The sequence below is a fragment of the Oscillibacter sp. PEA192 genome (genome assembly GCF_003574015.1).
GTDB lineage: Bacteria > Bacillota > Clostridia > Oscillospirales > Oscillospiraceae > Oscillibacter > Oscillibacter welbionis.
This window is the reverse complement of the sequence record NZ_AP018532.1, coordinates 2926880-2950649: the sequence shown is the minus strand read 5'-3', so window position 1 is coordinate 2950649 and position 23770 is coordinate 2926880. Positions and strand designations below refer to the sequence as shown.

Below are 23770 nucleotides of genomic sequence, written 5' to 3'. Positions count from 1 at the left end.
GGCGCACAAATCGCATGGACAGCCATGTCACGCCATCATAACACGGACGCGATTTCTGCTCCGGCCGCGGCGCGGGCCAAAAAAGAGAGCGGCCCCTGAGGGCCGCTCTCCTTTTGCGCCGTTCACAGCAGAACCTCCTCACGAATGGGAAGGGCGTACCGCTGCCCGGCCTGCACCAGGCGCCCGTCCTCCACCATGTGCTTGAGGATCAGGGCACACTGTCTGTCGCCGACGTGCAGGAGCGCCGCCAGATCCTGCCGGTAGGCCGGACCGGACTGCTCCAGAAATGTACGGATGACGTCATACTGCTCCTCCGGCGGCACCACCTGGCCGGCGGGGTAGTATTTGCCGCCGACCCGCACCAGCTTTCCCCGCTCAGCCAGCTGCCGGAGACGCTCGTAGGCCGCCACCTTGGACAGGCCGAGCAGCGACATGGCCTCCGACCGGGAGATGGTGCCTTTTTCGGCGGCGTAGGCCAGCAGCCGGGCGTCCTCGTTCTCCCGGCGCTCCTCCCGGCAGAGATCTCCCAGGCTGATGTGCTCCATCCCGCCCCGGATCAGGGCGGTCCGCACCATCTTGGACAGCCGGGGCTGGTCCAAGGGCCGCCGGGAGTTGGGCGTCAGCAGCACGTGCGGGTCCTCACCCGGCCGCCGGCGTCCCGCCGCCGCCCGCAGCAGGCGCCGCAGGGTGACGCCCAGGGCCAGGTCCCGGTCCGGCAGCCGCACCAGACCCCGGTCCAGATCCACCTGGTCCCAGGTCAGGGCTGTCATCTCCCGGACCTGCATCCCCAGCTTCCAACCCATCCAAAGGGCAAGCCCCACCGGGGAGCTGCCCTCCGCCTGGAGCAGCTTCCACATCAAAAAACCGTCCACCTCCTGCCGAGGGAGGGAGTCCTTCTGCCGTCCCTCCGGCAGATAGTCGGAGAAAACGGCATACAGAGTGGGGACGGCGATGCCGCTGATCCGGGCCACATAGGGCCAGTCGTGGGATTCCAGATGGCGGATGATGAAGTCGTGCCGCAGATCCATCAGGCTGATGCCGCCCAGCCCCGCCCGGTCCAGAGTTTTTCTGGCCAGGCGGGAAATGGACTCCGGCGGCATCTGCTGCCTGCGGCGGTCCGAGACCACCACGAAGGGAGTAGGCGGGTCGGGGCGCTCCGCCTGCCGGCGCAGGCAGTCCTCGGTCTCCGTCTCCAGCGGGATGGTCCGGTCCGGCAGCCGGAGCTGATGGGCAGAAAAGTCCACATCGTTCCAAGTGAGGCGCTGGATCTCCTCCCGGGTCAGCCCCTGCCGCCAGGCCAGGCGGAGGATCAGCCCCGCCGCCGTCTGCGTCTGCTCCGCCAGAAGCTGGGCCATGGCCCGGGCATCCGGCCGTCTCATGGTTACTTTGCTCACGTTCCGTCTCCTCCCGGTCAGGGGGAGCGATGAACGGCGGGTTACGACCGTATGACATACGGACTGAACCCTGCACCGCTTTGGACGCTCCCGGTCAGGAACGCCCAGAATTGTTCTGCTGTCTCCATGGGATGGCGGGTGCGGGCAGCTGCCCACGGGTGCCCGCACCGGGCGTACCTGCCGCCTCTGACTTTCACCGTGTTTCTGTCTGTTTCTGTCTGCCGCCGTTTGCCGGGAGAGCCGAAGGAGCTTCGATGGGGCCCGGCACCCCACCCGTCACACGGGCTGGCTATTCTTGCCGGACTGCTTCTCCCACGCCGCAAGGCCCCGGATGATTAGGTCCCGGAACATCGCGTCCCGGGGGACGCCGGGGTAGCTGCTCTGCTTTACCGCGGTCAGTTCCGCCGCCAGCTCCGGCGTCACGGAGATGGTAAACCGTTTTTGATCTCTGTTCATGTACGCAGCTCCTTTCCATATAGTGGTTAAGTGAATTGGTGAACCTATTAAAGTTATTATAGTGGTTCACTGAACCGAAGTCAAGGGGGCTGCGGCTCTCTTTACACCGGTGGTTCACTCGTGTATAATAGGGCCAGAGGTGATAAGGATGGCAACAGACAGACCGCGTTACACGGTATCCGTGGACAATGAGCTGTTTCAGCAGATCGAGGATTTCCGCTTTGAGCGCCGGTTCCAGACCCGTTCGGAGGCGACCGTGGAATTGATCCGGCTGGGACTGGAATCCCTGAAAAAGGAACAGCAGACCCCGCGGGAGAAGCCGGCGGACGAGGCACGTGACGACTGACCGTCCGCCGGCGGCTCCGGCCGCGGGGACACCCGTGAAAACGGGAGCGCGCACCCCCGCCCTATCCTATCGGAGATAACTGAAACAGTTCTGATTCCGGCGCACCTCCGGGGGAGGCGGGAATCAACGAAAAAAAGACGGCTGCCGGGTTGGCAGCCGTCTTGGTGATTTTGGGAGATGGATACGTGAAGGGCACTCAGTAGAATTCCTTCAGACAGGCCTCCGCATCCGTCCAGGTGCCGGTGAAGGGGACGGGCGTCTCCATCTTCAGGGGCACCAGGGCGGTGGCGGAGCGGAGGACGGTGGGGATGTCAGCAGTCAGCCACTCATTGATGTAGCCGGCAAAGGTGCAAGGAACGGCCAGGGCCCTCACGCCTGCCGGAAGTAGGATGCGATCTCCCGCATCCGCGCCGACTGGGATACATGGAAGGGGCACCGGCGGTCACAGTGGCCGCAGCTGATGCAGGCATCCGCACCCAGAGACAGGCTCCGGTAGTGCTCTGCCGCCAAGGCATCCCCCGCACGGGCCAAGTCATAATACTTGTTGATGAGGCCCACGTCCAGGCCGGCGGGGCAGGGCTGGCAGTGGTTGCAGTAGACGCAGGTGCCCTCCGCGTCTCTGGGGGTGAGGGAGCTGATGACGGAGTAGTCCCGCTCCGCCTCCCCAGCCCGCAGAAAGCCCAGGACCCGTTCCAGATCCGCCCGGTCTCGGACACCGGGCAGCACCGTCAGGACGCCGGGCTTGTCCAGGGCGTACTGGATGCATTGATATTCCGTCAGGGCCTGACCGAAGGGAGAGGTACGAGCATCCAGCAGCTGTCCGCCGGCAAAGGCCTTCATCACGGAGATGCCCACGCCCTCCGCCTCGCACCGGCGGTAAAGGGCCATCCGCTCCGTGGCGCTGCCGTTGGCATACTCGCCGTGCTGATAGTCGTAGCTGGGGTTGATGCTGAACATCATCATGTCCGCCAGGCCGGTGTCCAGCACCTCCCGGGCCAGGGCCGGCGTATGGGTGGAGAGGCCGATGTGGCGGACGACGCCCTGGGCTTTCAGCGCCTCCAGAAACTGAAGAACGCCGTTGTCCACATACCGGCGCCAGTCGCCGGACTCGTCCATACAGTGGATGAAGCCGTAGTCGATGTAGTCCGTCCGCAGCTGCTCCAGCTGCCACGCTACCGACCGCTTGACGGTCTCCAGATCCGTGGTCCAGCTGTAAGGTTTACCGGCGGCGTAATTGGCGCCGAAGTGGACCTGGTAGAGCACCTGCCTGCGCACACCCGCAAGGGCGGCGCCGAAGATGGGGAAGCAGGCGGAGTCGGCAGTGGCCAGGTCGAAGTAGTTGATCCCCTGCTCCAGGGCCATCTCCAGCGTGGCGGCACCCTCTTTCGCCCCGGCGGCGGGGAGGCCGCTGGTGCCCACGCCCAGGACGCTGATCCGGTCCCCGGTGCGGCGGTTGACACGGTATTCCATAGGTCGAAACCATCCTTTCCTGTTGCAGCTCTGCGGCAGCCGGAGTCCGGACGCCGCGCCTCACATGACCCTATTATACCGCCTGAAATGAGAAATAGCGAATACATGTTTTCTATGCTGAGACATACATTTCACACATATCACACTTGCGGCCCCACTGCGGCCATGATATGGTAGGGGAGAAGAGGAGGTGCGGCCCGGTGGAATTTCGGACGCTGAAGTATTTTTTGACTGTGGCCCGGGAGGAGAACATCACCCGGGCGGCGGCGCTGCTCCATCTGACGCAGCCCACCCTGTCCCGCCAGCTGATGCAGCTGGAGGAGGAGCTGGGAGTCAAGCTGTTCCGCCGCAGCCAGCACCACATCGTTCTGACGGAGGCCGGGATGCTGCTGCGCCGCCGGGCTCAGGAGATCGTAGAGCTGGCGGAGAAGACGGCCCGGGAGCTCCGACCGGCGGAGGAGGTCACAGGCCGGATCTCCATCGGAAGCGGCGACCTGCGGAGCATGACGTATCTGGCAAAGCTCCTGGCTGCCTTTCACCGCCAGCATCCCCGGGTCCAGTATGAGATTTACAGCGGAGACTCCGACGGGATCAAGGAGCGGATCGAGCAGGGACTCCTGGACATGGGACTTCTGCTGGAGCCGGTGGACACCAGCCGCTACCAGATCCTCCGGCTGCCCGTCCGGGAATCCTGGGGCGTCCTGGTGCCGGAGGATTCGCCCCTGGCCCGGCGGGAGGCGGTGACGCCCGGGGACCTGGCGGACAGCCCCCTGATCCTGACCACCCGGGAGCTGATGCGCCGGGAAATGATCCGCTGGTTCGGCCCTTACGCAGACCGGATCCAGGTGGCGGCCAGCGGCAACCTGCCTTACAACCAGACCCAGCTGGCCCGGGAGGGGCTGGGGATCTATCTGGTGATCCGGCTGGATTGCGCCTATGACGGGCTGCGGTTCGTACCCCTCTCTCCGCCGCTGGAGTCGGGCACGGTTCTGGCCTGGAAGAAGACCGAGGTCCTTTCTGCCACCGCTGCTGCCCTGCTGCGATTTGCCGAGAAATACGTCGGCGGAATATCAGACCATCCGGTATAGGCATTGGACAAGGCGAAGTTCCAGATTTAGAATGGAGGCGTCCCTGCGGGGACGTCTCCACTTTCTGCCCTGAGGTGCGGGCGATGACGATCCAGGAGGCCAGCGAGTGCGATCAGATCTCCATGGAGGTCCTGAGGTCGGGCAGGCCGCGACCCGGAGCGGCTGAACCTGATCCTGACGCTTCGGGACATCGGCTTCACCGGAGAGGAGACGGGGGGCTATATGCGGCTGCGGCTACTGGTGGAGATACGGGCCGCCGCGCTGGCGGATATTCACACCCGTGAGCGGCAGGAGACACGCTGGCGGCAGAACATCCACACCGGGGCGGCGGTCTGCCCCGCATTCATAAGAAAGCATTGGGAGGTATGTTGCATGAAGATCATGGACAAGGCTGCATTTGAGGAACAGAACGTGTTTGGCCTGGGCGCGCCCAACGACGCTTTTGCCCGGTACTTTGCCGGCCGGTCCTATCTCAATCCCCTGACCCGCCCGGAGGACGGGCTGTTTCTGGCCAACGTCACCTTCGAGCCCGGGTGCCGGAACAACTGGCATATCCACCACGCCTCCGAGGGCGGCGGGCAGCTGCTGATCTGCACCGCCGGCGAGGGTTGGTACCAGGAGGAGGGCAAAGAGGCGGTCAGCCTGGAGCCCGGCAGAGTCATCGTCATCCCGGCGGAGGTCAAGCACTGGCACGGCGCCAAGCGGGACAGCTGGTTCAGCCACATCGCCGTCGAGATGCCCGGTGAGGCCTGCTCCAACGAGTGGTGCGAGCCGGTGAGCGACGCGGAATACGAAGCACTCTGAGCGGCCCCCGGCCGGGGAATCGCAAGGCACGGACAGTCCAAAGACTGTCCGTGTCTTGCTTTGCAGCAGCTCCGCCGGAATCCTTCCCGCCGGGGCGGAACGGGGGGCTGCACCGGATCCGGCTGCTGGCGGGCATCGGCCTCAGGCGTCCCTGCGGCGGCAGAAAGCGGAGACCAGATCCACCAGCCAGGACAAGGCGATCATGCCCAGCGCCAGAGTGCTGACATCATGCCAGGCGTATTGGTTCAGGGCCAGGATCAGCGGCGCGCCGATTCCGCCCGCACCGGCCAGGCCAAGGGCGGAGGCCTCGCGGATATTGACGTCAAACCGATAGAGCCAGGCGGAGAAGAACTGAGGCACCAGCTGCGGCAGAGCCGCGTGGCGGACGCAGGACAGCTTCGGCGTCCCCATGGCCTCCAGAGCGTGATACGCCCGAAAATCCAAGGTGTCGATGGCCTCTGTGAAGCGCTTGCAGAGAAGTCCCACGCTGCACACTGCCAGGGTCAGCACTCCGGTAAAGGAGCCGGGGCCGCAGACGCGGATGAAGATCAGTCCATAGATCAGGAAGGGAACGGACCGGATGGCGGTCACCAGTGTCCGGAACAGCCAGGCGGCGGGGGCCGGGAAAAAGCGGCTGCTGCCGAGAAACGCCAGAGGAACGGAAAAGACGGCGCCGACGCAGGTCCCCACCAGCGCGATGGCGACGGTCTCCAGCAGGAGATAGGCAAGTCCGCTGCTGTCCAGGCGGAAAAACAGCTCCCAGTTCGGATGCAGGAGGCCGGTGAAGAGCGTCTTCACCATCTGCATGCTTGTGCGGGACAGGTCGGGCGGCGGAAGCGTGACCGTGCAGAACAGCACCAGCGCGGCCGCCGCGCCCGCCAGCAGCCGGCGCCCCTGCCGGCCCAGGGTCCGCTCCTGCTGCACCAGACGGGTGAGCCATGTGCTGAGATGCTCCATGAGATAGACCACGGCGAAGAGGAGCAGCAGGATCGTCCCCACCTTGTCGTACTCCCGCCAGGAGACCTTTTCATTGAGCAGCAGGCCGATTCCGCCTGCGCCCACATAGCCCAGGATGGCGCTGTGCCGCACATTGCCCTCCAGCAGATAGAGGGCGTTGGTGAGATAGGCCGGCAGGATCTCCGGTAAGGTGGAGCGGAAGAACGCCTGGGCTGAGGCGGCGCCCATAGCCCGCAGGGCCAGATAGGGACCCTGGGGCGCGCTCTCGATGTCCTCATAGGTCAGGCGGGTCATGATGGCAAAGGTGTAGACCGTGATGGCGGCCGTTCCGGCAAAGGAGCCGATGCCCAGAAAGAATGTGGCCAGCAGGGCCAGGATCAGGGCCGGGAAGGAGCGGAGCACCTGGATGCAGAAGCGGACCGCCTTCTTGACCGGGCCGGGTCCCGGCAGGGCGGCGGCGCAGGCCATGGCGGCCGGGATGGACAGCACCGCGCCCAGAAACGTCCCGGTAATGGACATCTGGATCGTGGCCCACAGCAGGGGCAGGACCTTCCCGAGGAATCCCCAGTCCGGCGGAAACATCTTTGCGGCGATGTCCGTCAGGTGGTCGCGCCGGCTCCACATCAGGGACAGGTCGCATCCGGTGAACCAGGCGGCTCCCAGGAACAGCAGCACAAAAGCGGCCGCAGCGAGGCAGCGGATACGTCTTTGTTTCATACGGCCGCCGCCTCGCCGTAAATATCCCGCAGGACGGCCTCCGTCACATCCCCGGGGGCGCCGTCAAAGACAACGCGTCCCCGGTTCATGCCGACGATATGGGTGGAGAACTCCAGGGACAGGTCCAGATTGTGGCTGTTCATCAGGATGCTGACACCGCGTTGGCGCTGAATGTCCCGGAGCAGGCACAGGATTTGCCGCCCGGTGACGGGGTCCAGGGACGCCACCGGCTCGTCCGCCAGCAGGATGGAGGGGTTCCGCATCAGGGCGCGGGCGATGGCCACCCGCTGCTTCTGCCCGCCGGAGAGGTTTTTCACCGGCTCCTCCAGCTTGTCCGCCAGCCCGACCTCTCGCAGGATCGCGGCGGCCTGTTCGGACCGCTCCCGTCCGAACGCCCCCAGCAGGGAGGCGGCCAGGGACATGTCCGGCAGGCAGGCGTTCAGCACGTTCTGGATGGCGGACAGGTTCTCCACCAGGCAGAAATCCTGATAGATGGTGCCGATCCCCTGCTGGAGCGCCCGCTTTTCCCGGCCTCGGGCGGCTTCAAAGTGCGTCCCGCCATAGAGGACTTCACCGCCGCTGCACAGCTCCGTTCCATTCAGGATGCGGAACAGGGTGGTTTTCCCGGCGCCGGACGGGCCGATGACCGAGAGAAACTCGCCGTCGCCCAGGGTGAAGCTGACATCCCGCAGCACCTCGCCGGAACGCTGAAATTGTTTGCGGATATGGATCGCCTGCAGCATGAAATCCCTCCTGAAGATGGTCACGCTTCCATAGATTTCAAAAGCGCCTGGGCCGCCCGCTCTCCGTCATAGTCGGAGTCGCTGCCCCAGTCGTAGCCCACCTGGCTGAATACGCCGAAGATCTCCTGGCCCTCCTCGGTCTGGGCCAGCTCGATGAAGGACTCGCCCACTGCCTGCCGGAAGGCTTCGTCCGCCATGGTGTCAGAGGTCTTGCTGTACGCGATCATGTCGTTGTAGATGCCGTCCGTCACACCGATCACGCCGGTCTGCTCCACCATGGGGGCTGTGCCGCCGAAATCGGATTCCCAGATGGGGGCGTTCTTGATGCGGATGTGGCCGTAGGACACCATCACATCCACCTGACCGGCAGCCAGCCGGGCCACGGAGGTGGTGTGGGAGTCGCACTCCACCACATTGTCCAGATCGCTGATCCCCTTACCGTAGTGCTCCTGCAGCCACAGGGAGGGATAGATGTACCCGGAGGCGGAGGTGGGATTCAGCACCGCCCAGGTGGCGCTGTTCAGGTCGTCCCAGGTCAGCTCCTCCCCGGCGTTGACCTTGGAGAGCAGCTCCTGGCCCTTCTCGCTGGGACCGGCCAGCAGGATACAGCGGTAGTAAGTGCTCATGTCCTCTGTGTTCTCCTCGATGGTGCCGTCGTTCCAGTCGGCGGGGTTCTCAGAGTCCTTGTTGATGGCATAGCGCAGGGCGGTCAGCAGCACATCGCAGTCGTCGGAGAAGAGCACATAGTTGCCGCCGGAGATGAAGCCCAGGTCCGCGCTGCCCGCGCTGAGGGCCTCGCCCACGGCGGTGTAGCTGGTGCCCACGGTCATGTCGATCTCGCCCACGTCGTAGCCCTTTTCCAGCAGCTTTGCCTTCAGCAGCTCCTCCAGCGGCTCCGTGGACTCGGAGATGAGGTCGGCGTCCGCATAGGGAGAAAATGCGATTTTCAGAGAGTCCACCTGCTGTACATCGGTGTCGGACGGAGCCTCCGCCGTCTCCCCGGTGCCGCAGCCGGCCAGGAGTCCGGCGCACAGCGCCAGGCTCAACAAAAGTGCGGAAATCTTCTTTTTCATGGGAATCCCTCCAGTTTAATTTTCTGCGCAAAACAAAACGGGCACGCGCCTCATCAGCACATACCCGTTCAGACCTTCACGCAGATGCTGATGCCCCCGCTTCCGCCTGGGAAGCCGGGTGCGGTCGGCCCTTACTGGGACCCTCTCAGCCTGGAACACAGGCTCCCTCGCAATCTGGTTCTTGTCATCTATGTGAGCGTGGCGCCAGGGAGCTCCCCCTTTCGCCGCATTCCTTAAACCTCGGCCAGTATAGCACGCTGTACAGAAAAAAACAAGAGTGGAAATTTTCCCCCGGCCGCCAGCTGGCGGCCCGCCGAAAGGAACACCTGTCCGGCATCGGGTGGGCGCGAAGAGAACCCCGCTGGAGGGGGATGGCTCCGGCGGTCAGAACAGCATGGCCAGCGTCCCGGCCACAATGAGGGCAAGACCTGCGGCGGAGCGAGATGTGAGCCTCTCCCGAAACACCAGCCGGGAAAAGGCCACTGTGACCAAAATGCTCAACTTGTCGATGGGCACCACCACGCTGGCGGGGCCGCTCTGAAGCGCCCGGTAATAGCACAGCCAGGAGGCCCCGGTGGCCACGCCGGACAGGCAGATGAACGCCAACTCCCGCCGGGGCACCTGCCGCACCGCACCGGCCTTGCCTGTCACCAGCACCATGAGCCAGGCCATCACCAACACCACACCGGTGCGGATGGCGGTGCCCAGGTTGGACTCCACGCCCTGAATGCCGGCTTTGCCCAGGATCGCGGTGAGACTGGCAAACACCGCCGAGCCGAAGGCGTAGAGCATCCAGCTCCCGCACTGGGGTGCACAGCCGGCGGCGGGGGACCTTTTCTCCAGCATCAGGAAGGTGCCTGTGCCGATCAGCACCACCCCGATCCCCTGAGGCAGGCCGATGGGCTCCCCCAGCAGAAAAAAGGCCAGCAGGATGGTGAGCACGGTGCTGGATTTGTCGATGGGCACCACCTTGTTGATGTCACCCAGCTGGAGGGCCTTGAAGTAGCACAGCCAGGAGGCTCCGGTAGCCAGGCCGGACAGCAACAGAAAGAGGAGCGTTGTGGGGCCGATGTTCCGGATCTCCCCCTGGGAGCCCACGACAAACACCATGGTCCACGCAAAAACCAGCACCACAAGGGTGCGGATGGCGGTGGCCACGGTGGAGTCGGTCTTCCGGATGCCGCACTTGGCCAGAATGGCCGTCACACCGGCGAAAAGCGCGGATCCAGCCGCGAAGAGAATCCACATACGCATTCCTCTTTTCTGATGACTGCCCCTTGGACAGTGCGCCCTCGATGCCGCCCCCTGCGGAGACGCCGTGCCCCCGGATGGCACATCCGTGCTTCACGCCGTTCCGGCGGTGGTGCAGGCAGCCAGGGCGGAGCTCCCTCCGGCGCGTTGCGCCGCCGCCGGACAAGAGCAGGCGGCCGCCCTCCGGTAGGCTCCGGCAGTCGACACGGTCCTGATCGTTTGCACCGTTTTCAAAAATATCGGGGGAGGGCCGGACGGGGGGCGGCGGAGGCTGCCGTACCTGCTGTGATCTCCAGCCCTGCACACTGCGGTGCGCCGGGAAGCTGGACGTTTGCCCGTAAAAGCCCTGACAGGGCGGGGGCCGCGGCCGGAGAAAGGAGCGGCCGCGGCCCGGCGGCCACCAGCGATCTCAGTATGGATATTATACCACAATATTTGCCGCCCGCGCATCCATTTTCAATCAAGTGTGCGGACTCTGCACCGGGGAGCCATCCGGGTGCCTCTTGCGCTGCGGCAGCGGAGAGGCGGGACTTCCGGCTATGGCCTTTGCGAATTGACGCAGGGGACGTGACGGGACGGCGGGTTCAGTGTGTCTGCCGCTGCCACAGAACTTCCGCCTGTGCCCGTAGCGGGAAGGTGCGGTTGGGGCAGGACAGCAGCTCGTACAGGATGTTGAATTCCCGGATGGTCACGGGGATCTCCGCTCCAGCAAGAGAGGCCGTCAGCGCGTCGGCATACAGAAGAAGTCCGTCCACGGACAGCTTCCGGCTGGCCTCAATATTGGCCCGGCGCAGCAGTGCCCGCACCCGCATGAGCAGCCCGCTGAAGTCGCCGGGCTTCACCATATAGTCGTCAATGCCTGGGTCGTACCCCTTCTGAAAACTCTCTGGGGAAATGTACCATCCTGCCACAGCACCCAACTGGCTGCGCTCTGTTAACATGTGTCCTCTTTCCGAAATTTTTGCTGCCCGGCGGGGGCTGCGGGACCCGGATTGGTGAAACGTAAAAAAGAGGCACCCCCTGAAAATTATGGCGCATTCAAAAAATGGTGGTGAAAACGGGAGGAAAAGATGTTATAATATCTAAAACACAGGAGGACAGCCGCCTTGGACTTGAGAGAGTATATTGCGCCCGACCTTTTAGAGAAGTTTGAATTTTACAGCTATAATCACGCGCTTGAGATTATCACACAGGCATTTCCGGCGGAGTGGAGCGAGATTGTGGACTGCCTGCGTCAGCTGCGCATCACTACGGACGATCTTCGGGAGTCCGGCGGAAACGAGACCAAGATCCCCAAAAAGTTTGATGATGTGCTGTATCCCCGCGGATGGCGCGAGATCCGCATTTCCGGCGACCTCCACATCAAGTTCTATCCGCGGCAGGCCGAACAGCGGGGACGCTTTTCCCAGGAGCCGTTTGAGGAAAAGGTCATACCCGGGTATATCGACGGACATAATATCGACTTTCTGAAAAACCGGATCGCCTTCGATCTGGAGTGGAACAGCAAAGATCAGACGTTCGACCGGGACCTGCTGGCCATGCGGACGTATTATGACTGCGACCTTGTCAGTGCAGGGATCATCATTACGCGCTCTGCCGAGCTGAACGACATCTTCAAAACCATTTACGACTATGACGGAAAGACCCGCCAGTGGAAACCCATTCTGCGGAAGTACGGGGCCAGCACCACCTGGATGGGGAAATTGACCTATCGCTTGGATTCCCGCAGGAACGGCGGATGCCCCATTCTGGCAGTAGGCATCAGGAAACCGTGCATCACAGATTGGGAGGAAGGGTACATCGATGAGCACAATCCAGGAAACATCTGAAAATCTGCTGCGTTTCTGCGGCGATCAAAAATACGCCACCATATATGCCGACCCTCCCTGGAGGTTCCAGAATCGGACCGGGAAGGTAGCGCCTGAGCACAAGCGGCTGAATCGCTACGAGACCATGGAGCTGGAAGACATCATGGCGCTGCCGGTGGCACAGGTGGCGGCGGAGAAGAGCCATCTGTATCTGTGGGTACCCAATGCCCTGCTTCCCGACGGCCTTGCGGTCATGAAGGCCTGGGGATTCGAGTACAAGGGCAATATCATCTGGGAGAAGGTTCGCAAGGACGGAGAACCGGACGGCCGGGGTGTGGGGTTCTACTTCCGGAATGTGACGGAAATTCTGCTCTTTGGTGTCAGGGGCGGCGGGAACAGGACGCTGCCCCCGGCCAGGTCCCAGGTGAACCTGCTGCGGGCACAGAAGCGGGAGCACTCCAGAAAACCGGACGAATTCATCCCCCTGATCGAGCGATGCTCTCCAGGGCCGTTTCTTGAGCTGTTTGCCCGCGGGGACCGGGAGGGCTGGGCCATGTGGGGCAATCAGGCCACAGCGGAATATGAACCCACATGGAATACCTATAAAAACCACACGAAAAAACCGGAAGACTGCCGGGAGGAGAGAGCTTCCCGCTCCTGATGACCCGAAGAACAGGGCGGACCGCGCCGTTCCTGTGGGGCAGAATATCGGAAAAACGGCCGTGCGATTTTTGATCGCACGGCCGTTTTGCGTCTGCGGGCCAGGGAGGAGGGGAGCGGCTGCCCGCCATCCAATGCCCGGCACTGCAGGCCCCGTTCTACCGTTGGGCAGAAGTTTCCCGGGCAGGGGGGAAAGCGGCTCCATCCAGGCATCTGGATGGAGCCGCAGTGGTTTGCGGGTATAAATCTTACTGCATAAAGCTGCCGTCCACCATCTGGTCCAGGTAGCCCTGATACTTCTCCTGAACATCGGCGGGCACCAGGTCGCTGAGGGCACCCGCGGACAAGGCACCGTTCTGCAGGGTGCCGTAGATGACCTCGCCGCCGAAGGAGCCATCCTCCACAGCCTCCATGCACAGGCCCACAAGGGAGGCATTGTCCGTCACCTGGCTGCCGATGATGCACTCGTTCTGGCCCAACAGATCGGAGGGCTGGGCGATGTCATAGATGCTCACGGAGCCGCTGGCGGCATTGGCTTCGTCAATGGCCTGCCGTGCGCCGGAGTCCACAGCGGAGGCGTCGCCAAAGAACACATCAGCGCCCTGGTCGATCATGGCCTTGGCAAACTCAATGCCCTTGTCGGCGGCGGAAAAGTCGCCGGAGTAGACCACATCCAGAGTGGAGACGGTTTTGCCCTCCTGCTGTCCCACATAGGCGGCGGCTTCCTTGAATCCGTTATACTTGCCCAGGGTGGTATCCAGTTCCATGGCGCCAATGAAGGCCACCGTGCCGCTCTTGGTCATAAGACCGGCCAGGGCACCGGCGATCCAGCCCACCTGCTGGGCATTGGGCAGCAGGGAGGTCACATTGCCGTTGACGGCTTTGGCGGGAGTGTCCTCGCCGCCGTTCAGCAGGGCGAAGGCCACATCGGGGAACTCCTCCGCCGCCTGAAGGACGGCGTCGGTGTACTGGTTGCCAGGGGCGTAGATCAGGTCATAGCCCAGGTCACAATAGGAGATGATGGTGTCATAGTAGGCAGACTGGGCGATGCTGTCGGAGACCTCCGTGGCCCAGCCGCGCTCTGCGGCGGCATCCACCATGGCGTTGTAGCAGGACATGCCCCACCCGCCGTCGGAGATGCTGGAGTCGCAGATCATGGCCACCCGGTAGCTGCTGTCGCCGGAGTCTTCGCCGGTTTCTCCGCTGGACGTGTCAGTGCCGGAGGTGTCGGTACCGGAGCCGCCGCACGCCGCCAGCGACAGGCACATGACCAGGGTGAGAAGCAGAGCCAATAATTTTTTCATGTTCTTTCCTCCCAATTCTTCATAAATGTGGATGCCTTCTATTGATAACAGCCGCGTGGGCGGCGATTATCCTCAGCGCTCCTCCTTGAGATAGGGCTTGCCGGAGCTCTTGGGGCCGGCCTTCTTCATGCCGATGCCGGCCAATACCACCACGGTGGCGATGTAGGGGATCATCTGGAAGAACTGATAGGGCACGCCGAAGCTGCCCACCTGCAGCCGGATCTGCAGCGCGTCGCAGAAGCCGAAGAACAGGCACGCCAGCAGCACGCCGGCACCGCTCCACCGGCCGAAGATCACCGCCGCCAGGGCGATGAAGCCCCGGCCCGCCACGTTGCCGTCCACGTAGGTGTTGGCGTAGCAGGTGGTGAGATAGGCACCGCCGATGCCGGCCAGGGCGCCGCAGATGACGCAGGCGGCGTACTTCACGCCAATGACGTTGATGCCCAGAGTTGCCGCCGCCTTGGGATACTCGCCCACGGCCTTGTAGTTCAGGCCGGACTTGGTACGGTTGAAGTAGATAACCGTGAAGATCACCAGGCCGTAAGCCAGGTACACCATGGGCGTCTGGTCCAGCAGGAGGCGGACCAGGAAGTTGTCGGAGGTGATGCCCAGGGAGGAGGACAGCGTGTTCATCAGACCCACCTGCACCAGCTCGGACCCGGCGCCGAAGTAGACCCGGTAGATGAAGGCCGCCAGGGCCGGGGCGAAGATGTTGATGGCCATACCGTAGACGATCTGCTCCGCGCAGAGGGTGACGGTAGCGTAGGCGAAGATCATGTTCACCAGAATGCCCACCGCCGCGCCAGCCAGCACGCCCAGCATGGGGCTGCCGGTGATGAGGCTTACCAGAAAGCCCACCAGAGAGCCGATAGAGGCCAGGCCCTCCAGTCCGATGTGGACCAGGCCCGCCCGCTGGGAGTACAGCTCCGCCAGCGCCAGAAAGATCAGGGGCGTGGCCATGCGGACGCTGGAGAGGATGATGTTCATGACAAATTCCATATCAGGCCGCCTCCTTCCGTCTCTCCGTCAGCCTTCCCAGGAACGCCTTGAATCCGGGCAGCTTCACCATGGCCAGACCCGCCACGGTGAACACGATCACCAGGGCCTGGATGATGTCGGATACGCTGGTGGGCACGCCGGTGGCCGCCTGCATGGTGGTAGAGCCCACCCGCAGAGCTGCGAAGAAGATGGCCACCACAATGGTCGCCAGAGGATGCAGCTGACCGATCAGGGCCATGGCCACGCCGTCGAATCCGTAGCCGTTGCCGAAGCCGTTGATGAGCCGGAACTGGGTCCCCAGCAGCTCGGCGCTGCCGCCCAGGCCGGCGATGGCGCCGGAGACGATAAAGCTCATCAGGATGTACTTCTTCACCGCGAAGCCGTTGAACTCCGCCGCCGTCATGTTCAGGCCCACGGCCCGCAGCTGGAAGCCCTTGGAGGTGTAGAACAGGAAATAGTACACCAGCAGTCCCACCGCCAGGGCGATGACGAAGGCGGAGGTGACCCGCAGGCCGAAGAGGCGGCTGAGCTGAGTGGCCTCCGGCACGGCCTGCGTCTGCGGAACGCTGCCGTCCCGCAGCCAGTCGGTATATACCACGCCCATGAACAGCGTGGCCACATAGTTCAGCATGATGGTGATAATCATTTCATTCTGGCCACGGTAGACCTTCAGCAGGCCGGAAATCAGGGACCAGAGGCCGCCAGCCACGGCGCCGCCCACCAGACACAGGAGAATGGCGGGCAGTCCTTCGATCCCGCTCTGGGTGGCAATGTAGCAGCAGACGATGGAGCCCATCAGGAACTGGCCCTCACCACCCAGGTTGAACACGCCGCAGCGGTATGCAAAGCAGGCGCACAGGCTGGTGAAGATCAGCGGCGTGGAGCGGGCCAGGGTGGTGCCTACGTTCCGCAGGCTGCCGAAGGCACCGATCCAAAGGGACTCCAGCGCCACAAAGGGATTGGCACCCAGCACGGCCATGATGATGCACCCGATGACGAAGGCCAGCAGGATGGAGATGATGGGTACCAGGAAACTGACGAGTTTTCCGCTGTTTTTCATGCGTTCTCCCCCTCCTTATTTCCCGGCCATGGCCAGGCTGATCTCCTCAATGGGAGGATTTTTGCCGGAGAACACGCCCATGATCTGCCCCTCGAACATCACCACAATGCGGTCGGAAACCTCCAGGATTTCGTCGAAGTCCGCGGAGATCAGCAATACGCCGCAGCCCTTGTCCCGGGCCTCGATCATGGTGTCGTGGACGAAGCGGGTAGCGCCGATATCCAGGCCCCGGGTGGGGTGGACGGCCACCAGCAGGTCCGGGCTGCCCTCCAGCTCCCGGGCCAGGATCACCTTCTGCTGGTTGCCGCCGGAGAGGTTCCGCGTCTCCTGCTCCACAGAGGTGCAGCGGATGTCGTACTTCTCCTGCATCTTCAGGGCGTAGTCCCGGATGGCCTTTTTCTTCAGAAAGTAGCCCTTGGCACTGGAGAACTCCGGAGAGTCCGTGGCCTTGAGCACGATATTGTCCTTCACGGACATATTGCCGATGAGGCCCATCTTGTTCCGGTCCTCCGGGATGTGGGATACATTTTCCAGAATAAAGCCGTTGGGGGTGAACTGAGCCACCTTGGAGCCCTTCATGTCCACCTCACCGCCGTCCGGCGTCAGCACGCCGGTGACCACCTGGGCCAGCTGGCTCTGGCCGTTGCCGTCCACGCCGGCAATGCCCACGATCTCGCCCCGGCCCACGGTCAGGGAGACGCCGCTGAGCCCTGCGTGCTTGGATTCTTTGTGGTAGTCCACGCTCCGCATCTGGATGACGGGATCGCCCGGCTCCTCCACCTTGCCGTAGTGGGAGGGGGCCAGCTCCCGGCCGATCATCAGGTTGGCCAGCTCCTGGCCGTCGGTCTCGGAGCGATCCAGGGTGGTGATGACCTCGCCGGTGCGCAGAATGGTGATACGGTCGGAGATCTGCAGCACCTCCCGCATCTTGTGGCTGATGAAGATGACGCTTTTGCCCTCCTCCGTCAGCTTATGGATGATCTGGAACAGTCCCTCTACCTCGATGTCTGTCAGGGCGGCGGTGGGCTCGTCCAGAATCAGCAGCTCCGCGCCCCGATACAGGGTTTTCAGGATTTCCACCCGCTGCTGGGCGCCCACGGCAATCTCCGTGATGGGCCGGTCCAGCTCCACGTCCAGACCATAGCGCTCCGCCAGATCCAGGATTTCCTTCTTCCGGGCCTCCTTGTCGATGAAAATGCCCTTGGTGTTCCGGTCCCCCAGGATGATGTTCTCGAACACCGTCATGGCCTCCACCAGCATGAAGTGCTGATGCACCATACCGATGCCCAGCTTCACCGCCTGGGCGGGAGAGTCGATGCGGACCTCCTTCCCATTCAGGAAGATCTTTCCCTCTGTGGGCTGGTACAGCCCGATGAGGACGTTCATCAGCGTGCTCTTTCCCGCGCCGTTCTCCCCTAACAGGGTATGTACCTCGCCCTTGCGGACGGACAGGTTGATGTCCCTGTTGGCGTAGAAATCGCCGAAGCGTTTGCTGACGTGCTCCATTCTCAGTAACTCATCCAAAGTTTCAGCCCCCTCCTTACATGCGGTGCTTCCCCATGCGGGCAAGCATCAGCTCCTTTTTCTCCTGCAGCGTGCAGACCATGGGCTCCGCCCAGGAATACTGCTGCATGAACACCCCCTGAAACTGGCAGATGGCGTCCTCATCGCCGCTCATGAATGCCTGAAAATCCGAGTCCGCCAGGTCCATCCGCACCCGCAGGCTCCCCCGGCTGCGCAGGAACATCTCCTCCGCGCCATAGTCCCGCAGGGTGTCTGCCAGCTCCTTGATGGTGCGGCGGTAGCCGGTGCCGTCGGCGTTCTCTCCCCATAGGTTTTCCACGATCTCGTGAATGGACACCGGCCGCCCGTCCCGATACACGCACAGGGCCATCAGCTCCTTGGCCTTGCCGGAGCGGAAGTGCACCGGCTCGCCGTCCACCAGCATGTCGAAGGCCCCGAAGGTGTGGAAATGGATGCGCTTGCACTGGCGGCGGCGCAGCAGCTTGGCCCGCTCCATCACATCGGCGATGTCCTCCCGGTCAAAGGGCTTGAAGATGATGTAGTCCGCCTTCATCTTCAGCGCCTCCACCGCAAACTTCGGGTGGGCTGTGGCGAAGACGATGATGATGTCGCTCCGCAGCCGCCGCAGGGCCTGGGCCAGATGGATGCCGTCCATCCCCGGCATGTCGATGTCCAGCAGGGCAAAATCCACCACATGGCCGGCGGCGTACTCAATGGCCGCGTTGGGATCGGTGAATTTCCCCACAATTTCAAAATCAGGCATGTCCGCACATTTCAGCTCGAAGAGCTGCAGATCCAGCAGCATGTCGTCCACCAGAATGGTTTTCAATCGCGGTCACCCCTGTCTCATGTTTCTATTGTACCAGATGGAGCGTACGGAAACCGTACGCTTTCAGGTCGATTTTGAAAGATTTTCCATGTTTTTCCCCCGCTTTCCATAAGTCAGGACAGCCTGTGTGCCCATGCCCACTGTGCTGGTGATCCGCAGCTCGCTGCCGGGGAAGCGGGCTATGCGCCGCCGCACATTCTCCAGCCCGATGGAGCCCTTCTCTCGGACAGCTTCCAGGCCGAAGCCCACGCCGTCGTCCGTCACCGTGACCTGCCAGTGGTCCGGCAGCTCTTCCAGCTTCAAAGAGACGGTTCCGCCGCCCACCTTGGGCTTGATGCCGTGGAGGATGGCATTCTCCACAATGGGTTGGATGGTCAGCAGGGGGATGGGAAAGTCCACGTCGGGAATCTCGTAGACCATGTGCAGCCGGTCCCCCAGCTGCTGCTGGTTGATATCCGCATAGGCCCGGACCGCCCGGATCTCCTCCCGGAAGGAGCCGATCCCGCCGTCGGCAGTGACGGAGTCCAGTGTGAACCGCAGGTAGCGGGCGAAGTCTCCGGCCATTTTGTAGGCCGCCTCCGGCTTCAGGACGATCAGGGCCTGCAGAGCGTTGAGGGTGTGGTAAAAGAAGTGGGAGCGGATCTGGTTCAGCAGCATATTGCCCTGTTCCCGCTCCAGCTGCTCCTGCAGCTGCTGGATGGCCCGCTGGGATTTTTCCAGCTGCAGCTGCCGCAGCCGGCCCGCGTAGTAGACGCCCGCCGCAGCCAGCAACGCCACCAGCAGGCTCACCGCCACCCCCAGCCACAGGCTGATCTGGAGATACCAGGGCCGCAGGGGCGCCAGGGAGACGGTCCAGACAGAGTTGAACAGCTCCTGCGCGTGGTCCACAGTCCGCACACCCTCCGGCAGCGGGTCCGCCGTCTCGAGAATCACCTGTTTCTGTCCGTCGTCCGGATTGATGCGCCAAATTTGGCAGGCGAAGCCCTGGGCATTTACCCGCTCCACGGAGCTTCCGGACAGGGCGGCCGGAAAGTCCAGCGTCACGGAGACAATGCCCCAGAAATACCGCTGGCCCTGTTCGTCCGTCAGAAAGACCGGCAGCCGCCCGGCGATGCCCAGGCCGCCCTGGATCAGCTGGAAGGGGCCGGCGATATACAGCGCCTCTTTTTCGATGGCAGCTTGAGCCTCCAGATTGCCGGCCCCGTCCCCGTACATGTTCAGCCCGACGACATCCTCGTTTCCCTCCAGGGGAAAGACACCGTCCACGATCCCGTCCGGCGCGAAGAGGACGTTTCGCACATAGTCCTCCCGCAGCAGGACATGGGCGACCCTGCCGAAGTCCGAATAGTCCCCGCTGGTCTGGATGAGATAGGCCTCCAGAACGCGGGTTTTGCTCATCTCGGAGAGCATAAACTCATACGTCTCCGCCCCGATGGCGCTGGCGACATAGCCCATGCGGTCCCGCTCCTGGTTCCGGCGGCTCCACTCCATGCAGCCAACAAGCACCAGTCCGGCCGCCAGGGCCAGTACAAAAGCCCGTCCGGCGTGAATCAGAGGCGTCCGCTTTGCGGTCCGCACCAAGGCGATCCCTCCCTTTTTTTGGCACCTGCCTTTTTTATTAAAGAATACGTCAAATCGGCCCGCAATGCAAGCAGAGGGCCGGGGCCTATCCGTCGGTGTCAGAGCAGTGTTCTGCCGCGCAAAATCCATTGGATACATAGACAGCCGGCCGGAAGGTAAAATATAGAGGATAATTGTACGGGAGGCGATATGCAGTGCAAGACTATACCATCACAGGAGAACAGCTCCAGGCGTTCAGGCAGCGCCTGGTGTGGGAGGAAAAGAGCCCCGCCACCATCGAGAAATACCTGCGGGATGCGGCGGATTTTACCGCCTGGCTGGACGGCCGGGCGGCGTCCAAGGCGGCGGCGGGGGCCTGGAAGGCCGCCTTGCTGGAGGCGAAGCTGGCGCCGGCCACCATCAACGTCAAGCTGGCGGCGGTCAACCGGTTCCTTGTATTTCTGGGCTGGCCGGCGTTTCGGGTGAAGCCCCTGCGCATCCAGCGGCGGCTGTTCCGGGACGACAGCCGGGAGCTGACAAGGCCGGAGTACCTCCGCCTGCTGGAGACCGCCCGCACCCAGGGCCGGGAACGGCTGGCGCTGCTGCTGGAAACCATTTGCGGCACCGGAATCCGGGTGTCCGAGGTGCGCTATGTCACCGTGGAGGCCGTGTACCGGGGAAGGGCCGAAATCTCCTTGAAGGGCAAGATCCGGACCATCCTGCTGCCGGGCAAGCTCTGCCGCAAGCTCCTCAAATACGCCAGGAAACAAAAAATCGCTTCCGGCGAGATTTTTCTCACCAGAAACGAAAAAGGCATCTCCCGCCGGCAGATCTGGGCGGAGATGAAAGCGCTGTGCGACAAGGCGGGCGTGGCACCCAGCAAGGTGTTTCCCCACAATCTGCGGCACCTGTTCGCCAGGACGTTCTACCGTGTCTGCCGGGACGTGGCCAAGCTGGCGGACGTCCTGGGCCACTCCAGTATTGAGACGACCCGGATTTACCTGATCTCCACGGGCACCGAGCACGCCGGGACTCTGGCACGGCTGGGGCTGGTCTGTTAGAAATAGGACAGAATCGCCATTCCGATGCGGATGGCTGCAAAAAAATAACCAGACATACATAATTGATTTTAACAGTAACCAAATTCTAGCACAAAGCACCGCCAGCCGCAAGAGCTTTTACCGATTTGGGCAGCATAAAATGGCCGGAAAAGCGTCGAATTTTGTCCGGCTGCTGTCTTTGCGCCATTTTTGAGCCCGCGCAGGCTGCGCGGGCTTTTTTGCGCACATTTGCCCCTGGTCTGCAGGCCCTGTTTCGGTCCCTTACAGGAGGAAATGGCGATTCTGTTGACAGGAGGCGGGGAGATGAGGAGTCCAGAGGCTCTGAAGCCGCGGGAGACACACCGCACACCGAACTGGCCCGGCGCCGAGCTCAGCATGGAGACCATCCGGGCTTATCTGGCGGACCTGTCCGGCAGGGGACGCCGCAAGGGCACGGTGCAGATGTACAGTGCCAAGCTGCGGGCCCTCTATGACTACCTGCCCCCGGACAAGCAGATCTCCCGGGGAACGCTGGCTGCTTGGCGAGCATTCCTGCTGGAGGCAGGGTATTCCCCCAGCACCGTGAATACCCACCTGTCTGCCGCCAACGGGCTGATGGAGTACATGGGGCGGCGGGACCTGCAGTTGGTGGGGCAGCTGGAGGCGGACAAGGGCCTCCAGCCGGAACTGAGCCGGGTGGAGTATCTGCGGCTGCTGCAGGCTGCCAGGATACTGGAAAAGGAGCGGACTTACCTGCTGGTGAAAATATTCGCCCTGGCGGGCATCCGGGTGGGGGAGCTGCCTCAGGTGACCGTTGAGCGGGTGCGGGCCGGGCGCCTGCCGGTCCGTACCGGCGGGGAGCGGCGGTACGTCCCGTTGCCCGCCTGTCTGCAGGGGGAGCTGCTGGACTACGCCCGGCGGCAGGGCCTGACGGCGGGGCCGGTGTTCTGCACCCGGAACGGGAAAGGCATGAGCCGGACCCAGGTGACGGAGGAGATCCAGACCCTGTGTCATGACGCCCGGGTAGAGGAGGAAAAGGGAACGCCCCGGTGCCTGCGGAAGCTGTATCTGGCTACCCGGGCGGAGGTGGAGCGCGGCGTGCGCCTGTTGGCGGAGCAGTCCTACGAGCGGATGCTGGACACGGAGCAGCTGGCCGCCGGGTGGGCGGAGGGAACCGGTCATTCCATCCATAAGGATGTTTACATATAAGATCACTGAAATATAAAAGTCCAATGGTATGAAGTCAAGTAGGTGATGCAAGAAAATTTTAAGCGAAACAGAGTAAAAAGCACTGTGTAGACAGCAAAAAGGCAACACCAACCAAAGCCCTGTCCCTGAGAAATTTTGAAACAGGGCCTATGAGTCAGAGTGGCAAGCTGCGCTCTCAGCCCTCCGGCGGGATATACAGGCGGTTGTCCTTTAGCAGCCGAAAGACCAACCGGACCAGTTTTCTGGCAGTTAAAGCGAGTGCGCGTTTATGCTGGTACTTGTTGACCTCTTTGAATTTGAGGTCATAGTAACGCCGGAACTCGGAGTCGCATCTTCTCACGGAGTTGGCGGCTTCCAGCAGGTAGTAGCGGAGATAGCGGTTGCCGGATTTAATCATTCTGGAGTGTTCGGCCTCGAAGTCGCCAGACTGGCTCCTGTTCCAGACAAGGCCGGCGTATTTGGCAACCGAGGCTTGGGAATCAAAACGGTGGATATCACCAATCTCAGCAATGATACCGGCGGAGTAGACCTTGCCAATACCGGGGATGGAGGTCAAAGTGTTCGGAATGATTTCAAACTGCTGTTCAATGGCCTTATCTAATACTTTGACCTGCCCTTTCAAGGCGCGCATGGAGGCAATAGAAACAGCCATTGCTTGGTTTACAGTGTCGTTTACTGTTTTGGGCAGCCGATAGGAGCCTTTGGCTGCAGCCCGAACTGCCTTGGCGGTAGCATCCGGGTCAGCAAATTTGCCACGGCCTGTTTCAGTAATAAAGGCAGTCAGTTCCTCCAGGTCGGCATTCGCCAAGTCATCCACGGTTTCAAAGTGTTCCATGAGTGCGATGGTGGTGGCGCTGGTGTTCTGAATGTCTTTGTCCTGGGCCATGCCGGAGCATTTGAGGAATAAGTAGTTGGCGAACCGCTGCTTCTCCCGGGTCAAGTTTTGGATGACATCAAATCTGGCTCTGGTAAGGGTTTGCAGGGCTTTGTAGCGGTAATCGTCCATGTAGACCTCCCTGTTGATTCTGCCGAAACGGAGATGGTCGGCAATCACAAAGGCGTCCACCCAGTCGTTCTTTGGCAGGTCAGAATAGGCTTCCTTGAATTTCCGCACCTGCTTTGGATTTAGAACATGGATTTTCCTCTGAAACCGCCCCAAGCGGCCATCCTCACGAAGAGCATAGACTAGGCTGTCCCCGTAGATGGAGGTGGCCTCCAGGCCAATCACCACACGCTCAAGCTGCATGGAGCCAAGTGCCGATACGATTCTCTCTGATAACAGTTTAGCACCGCCAAGGTTATTCTGCACGGAGAAGCTGGAGTGTTTGCTGCCGTCCGGTTTCATCAGGTAGGCCACATTGTTCTTGCTGCTCACATCAATGCCAACGAATAGTGGATTCACAATTTTCACCTCCCCGCATGGAGATTTCAGGCCAGCAGGCTTTGAGATACCCATGATAACCGGAGCATCTGGCACC

General features: G+C 62.3%; 23 protein-coding genes. 7 read left to right on the top strand and 16 right to left on the bottom strand.

The window, feature by feature from the left end; all coding sequences use genetic code 11:
• Positions 1-122 precede the first annotated feature (122 nt).
• The gene (locus DN611_RS14650) at positions 123-1394 is read right to left on the bottom strand and encodes a tyrosine-type recombinase/integrase (RefSeq protein ID WP_249390860.1); all 1272 of its coding nucleotides are present in this window, start codon (positions 1392-1394) and stop codon (positions 123-125) included.
• A gap of 276 nt (positions 1395-1670) precedes the next feature.
• Entirely contained in the window at positions 1671-1850 is a 180-nt protein-coding gene (locus DN611_RS14645) for a hypothetical protein (protein WP_021750309.1), read from the bottom strand.
• Between the two features lie 148 nt (positions 1851-1998).
• Here DN611_RS14645 and DN611_RS14640 point away from each other — a divergent pair, with 148 nt between their 5' ends.
• On the top strand, positions 1999-2196 hold the full coding sequence (locus DN611_RS14640) for a ribbon-helix-helix domain-containing protein (protein ID WP_021750310.1): 198 nt from the start codon (positions 1999-2001) through the stop codon (positions 2194-2196).
• Between the two features lie 196 nt (positions 2197-2392).
• Here DN611_RS14640 and DN611_RS14635 read toward each other — a convergent pair whose 3' ends face one another.
• Positions 2393-2569 (bottom strand): hypothetical protein, encoded by a 177-nt coding sequence (locus DN611_RS14635; RefSeq protein ID WP_181446429.1) that lies wholly within the window; start codon positions 2567-2569, stop codon positions 2393-2395.
• Positions 2566-3666, bottom strand: coding sequence for an aldo/keto reductase (locus DN611_RS14630; RefSeq protein WP_119311709.1), 1101 nt, complete (start codon positions 3664-3666; stop codon positions 2566-2568). Before DN611_RS14630 ends, DN611_RS14635 begins: the two co-directional genes overlap by 4 nt.
• Before the next feature lie 200 nt (positions 3667-3866).
• Between DN611_RS14630 and DN611_RS14625 the strand changes: the two genes are divergently transcribed.
• Positions 3867-4754 (top strand): LysR family transcriptional regulator, encoded by an 888-nt coding sequence (locus tag DN611_RS14625; protein WP_119311708.1) that lies wholly within the window; start codon positions 3867-3869, stop codon positions 4752-4754.
• A gap of 372 nt (positions 4755-5126) precedes the next feature.
• On the top strand, positions 5127-5558 hold the full coding sequence (locus DN611_RS14620) for a cupin domain-containing protein (RefSeq protein ID WP_025545232.1): 432 nt from the start codon (positions 5127-5129) through the stop codon (positions 5556-5558).
• A 141-nt stretch (positions 5559-5699) separates the two neighbouring features.
• On the opposite strand, the gene phnE is transcribed toward DN611_RS14620, so the two are convergent.
• From phnE to DN611_RS14595, 5 genes are all read right to left on the bottom strand, one after another.
• Positions 5700-7232 carry a phosphonate ABC transporter, permease protein PhnE gene (gene phnE, locus DN611_RS14615; RefSeq protein ID WP_119311707.1) on the bottom strand — a complete coding sequence of 511 codons (1533 nt, stop codon included), beginning with the start codon at positions 7230-7232 and terminating at the stop codon, positions 5700-5702.
• Positions 7229-7975, bottom strand: coding sequence for a phosphonate ABC transporter ATP-binding protein (locus tag DN611_RS14610; RefSeq protein WP_119311706.1), 747 nt, complete (start codon positions 7973-7975; stop codon positions 7229-7231). Before DN611_RS14610 ends, phnE begins: the two co-directional genes overlap by 4 nt.
• 20 nt (positions 7976-7995) lie before the next feature.
• Positions 7996-9048, bottom strand: a complete 1053-nt coding sequence (locus DN611_RS14605; protein WP_119311705.1) for a phosphate/phosphite/phosphonate ABC transporter substrate-binding protein — start codon at positions 9046-9048, stop codon at positions 7996-7998.
• A 384-nt stretch (positions 9049-9432) separates the two neighbouring features.
• Positions 9433-10296, bottom strand: a complete 864-nt coding sequence (locus DN611_RS14600) for an EamA family transporter (RefSeq protein WP_025545424.1) — start codon at positions 10294-10296, stop codon at positions 9433-9435.
• A 587-nt stretch (positions 10297-10883) separates the two neighbouring features.
• Positions 10884-11240 (bottom strand): response regulator transcription factor, encoded by a 357-nt coding sequence (locus tag DN611_RS14595; protein ID WP_136891221.1) that lies wholly within the window; start codon positions 11238-11240, stop codon positions 10884-10886.
• 165 nt (positions 11241-11405) lie between these two features.
• Between DN611_RS14595 and DN611_RS14590 the strand changes: the two genes are divergently transcribed.
• Positions 11406-12128, top strand: coding sequence for a BglII/BstYI family type II restriction endonuclease (locus DN611_RS14590; protein WP_021750324.1), 723 nt, complete (start codon positions 11406-11408; stop codon positions 12126-12128).
• On the top strand, positions 12103-12768 hold the full coding sequence (locus DN611_RS14585; RefSeq protein ID WP_021750325.1) for an MT-A70 family methyltransferase: 666 nt from the start codon (positions 12103-12105) through the stop codon (positions 12766-12768). Before DN611_RS14590 ends, DN611_RS14585 begins: the two co-directional genes overlap by 26 nt.
• Positions 12769-13015: 247 nt before the next feature.
• Here DN611_RS14585 and DN611_RS14580 read toward each other — a convergent pair whose 3' ends face one another.
• The 6 genes from DN611_RS14580 to DN611_RS14555 form a co-directional block, all read right to left on the bottom strand.
• Positions 13016-14071, bottom strand: coding sequence for a BMP family protein (locus DN611_RS14580; RefSeq protein ID WP_021750327.1), 1056 nt, complete (start codon positions 14069-14071; stop codon positions 13016-13018).
• Between the two features lie 72 nt (positions 14072-14143).
• Complete coding sequence (locus DN611_RS14575; RefSeq protein ID WP_021750328.1) at positions 14144-15070, bottom strand: ABC transporter permease; 927 nt, start codon at positions 15068-15070, stop codon at positions 14144-14146.
• Between the two features lies 1 nt (position 15071).
• On the bottom strand, positions 15072-16130 hold the full coding sequence (locus DN611_RS14570; protein ID WP_021750329.1) for an ABC transporter permease: 1059 nt from the start codon (positions 16128-16130) through the stop codon (positions 15072-15074).
• A 15-nt stretch (positions 16131-16145) separates the two neighbouring features.
• A complete protein-coding gene (locus DN611_RS14565; protein ID WP_119311703.1) occupies positions 16146-17654 on the bottom strand; it encodes an ABC transporter ATP-binding protein in 1509 nt (502 codons plus the stop codon).
• Between the two features lie 16 nt (positions 17655-17670).
• Positions 17671-18483 carry a response regulator gene (locus DN611_RS14560; RefSeq protein WP_021750331.1) on the bottom strand — a complete coding sequence of 271 codons (813 nt, stop codon included), beginning with the start codon at positions 18481-18483 and terminating at the stop codon, positions 17671-17673.
• Between the two features lie 63 nt (positions 18484-18546).
• The gene (locus tag DN611_RS14555; protein WP_249390900.1) at positions 18547-20061 is read right to left on the bottom strand and encodes a histidine kinase; all 1515 of its coding nucleotides are present in this window, start codon (positions 20059-20061) and stop codon (positions 18547-18549) included.
• A gap of 197 nt (positions 20062-20258) precedes the next feature.
• Between DN611_RS14555 and DN611_RS14550 the strand changes: the two genes are divergently transcribed.
• Complete coding sequence (locus tag DN611_RS14550) at positions 20259-21104, top strand: tyrosine-type recombinase/integrase (RefSeq protein WP_119311701.1); 846 nt, start codon at positions 20259-20261, stop codon at positions 21102-21104.
• Positions 21105-21407: 303 nt separating this feature from the next.
• Positions 21408-22292, top strand: a complete 885-nt coding sequence (locus tag DN611_RS14545; protein ID WP_160117447.1) for a tyrosine-type recombinase/integrase — start codon at positions 21408-21410, stop codon at positions 22290-22292.
• Positions 22293-22467: 175 nt separating this feature from the next.
• Here DN611_RS14545 and DN611_RS14540 read toward each other — a convergent pair whose 3' ends face one another.
• Positions 22468-23694 (bottom strand): IS110 family transposase, encoded by a 1227-nt coding sequence (locus DN611_RS14540; RefSeq protein ID WP_009261591.1) that lies wholly within the window; start codon positions 23692-23694, stop codon positions 22468-22470.
• Positions 23695-23770: the final 76 nt, after the last annotated feature.